This window comes from Streptococcus sp. E17BB (assembly GCF_041807725.1).
GTDB lineage: Bacteria > Bacillota > Bacilli > Lactobacillales > Streptococcaceae > Streptococcus > Streptococcus entericus.
This window is the reverse complement of the sequence record NZ_JBGTZC010000073.1, coordinates 1-1,405: the sequence shown is the minus strand read 5'-3', so window position 1 is coordinate 1,405 and position 1,405 is coordinate 1. Positions and strand designations below refer to the sequence as shown.

Below are 1,405 nucleotides of genomic sequence, written 5' to 3'. Positions count from 1 at the left end.
ACTCTTAAAACCTTCTTAAGCGTGTAGGAGGGGGCTATGGCGGAATTATTTTGGGAAAACCTTGCCCTTCTCTTGGCAGAAAAAGAGATGAGCTGGGCTGAGTTGACACGGCAGATGTTTGCGGGGAGTTATCAGTACCCCAGCGAGTTCAATCGGCTCTATCAGAAAATCAGGCACTACAAGTCCACCTGCCAAATGCCCCAGACCAAGTGGGTGGAAAAAATGGTGCTGGTCTTGGAGGTGGACTATGAAGACCTATTTAGACGCTAGAATCTGGAAATTCATAGGTCTCTATCTCTACCAGTATGTGAATACTATTTTAGTATCTTTGTATTTAGGAGACCAGCTATCCTTGTGGGAAGTCCTTGTTTTTCAGCTCCTTTACTTGGCGAGTCTAATTAGGCTCTTAAAGAAGTGCTCGCGGTATAAATTTGGTCAGTCTCGGCTTGTTTGGTTGGTGACTTGTCTAGGCTCTATGTTTCTGATGTCAGTTCTTGTCGGGATTCTATGGCCGATCACTTCCATCAATCAAACGAGCCTTATTTCTGTTCAAAGCCAACTCCCTTTGATGGTTTTTATCCTCTTTCTAACCAATGCCAGTCTGGTTGAAGAGTTGGTTTACCGTGGCTACCTTTGGTCACTCTTTCCAAAGCCTTATCAAGCCTTACTGGTCACAAGCCTAGTCTTTGCCGTGGCTCACCAGCCTGATAGCTTAGGGAGCTGGGTGGTCTATGGGAGTTTAGGTTTGGGTCTAGGGGCTATGCGACAAAAGACGGACCTAGTAGGGGCGACAGGTCTCCATCTGGTGTGGAATGGCTTGGTGCTACTAACTACTTTTCTGTGATAAAAAAGGCGAGGTGACTGGTTTAAGATAAGCCTATCCCACAACGGAAGGAGAAGCTATGTCGAGTGAACAACAGGAACGCCAAGCCTTTCAGTATTTAGAGCGAAGTAGTCTCTTAACGTTGAGAACTCTTCTCAAGATTCTGGACTGGTCTGTCAAACGTGGCCTTCATCAAGAAACAGCCTATAAAATTGGCCTTCAAACCTTGGCAGACTTGGTCAAGACCCCGTTTGCCATTGATGGCATTGACTTGAAAACAGAACTCTTAGATAAGCCCGTGGATGTCGAGAAGTTAAAAGAGCTGTTGACTAAGGACAATTTGCCTTTGGCGATCGCTTTTCAAGACGACTATCTCTATTTCTACACCAAGGACAGGTCTCTATTGGATACCCATTTGGATACTCTCCTCAAAGAACTGGTCAATGATCCAGATAAGCTTTGAATCGGTTACACTAAACTAGACAGAATTTATAAAGTGTTCTACACTAAAGAAAACAGGAGAACTCTATGTCTAGAAAAATCCGTCGTCAATTTAGTGATGACTTTAAGCAACAAATTGTT

2 protein-coding genes and 1 pseudogene are annotated in these 1,405 nt (G+C 44.2%); all 3 read left to right on the top strand.

Going from position 1 to position 1,405, the window contains the following annotated elements:
* The first annotated feature begins 36 nt into the window (after nt 1–36).
* Nucleotides 37–270, top strand: a complete 234-nt coding sequence (locus ACERC7_RS10615) for a hypothetical protein (RefSeq protein ID WP_043026288.1) — start codon at nt 37–39, stop codon at nt 268–270.
* Nucleotides 271–484: 214 nt separating this feature from the next.
* Nucleotides 485–844 carry a lysostaphin resistance A-like protein gene (locus ACERC7_RS10610; protein ID WP_373666900.1) on the top strand — a complete coding sequence of 120 codons (360 nt, stop codon included), beginning with the start codon at nt 485–487 and terminating at the stop codon, nt 842–844.
* A gap of 58 nt (nt 845–902) precedes the next feature.
* A pseudogene (locus tag ACERC7_RS10605) lies at nt 903–1,283 on the top strand (hypothetical protein); the annotation flags it as partial.
* Between the last annotated feature and the right edge of the window lie 122 nt (nt 1,284–1,405).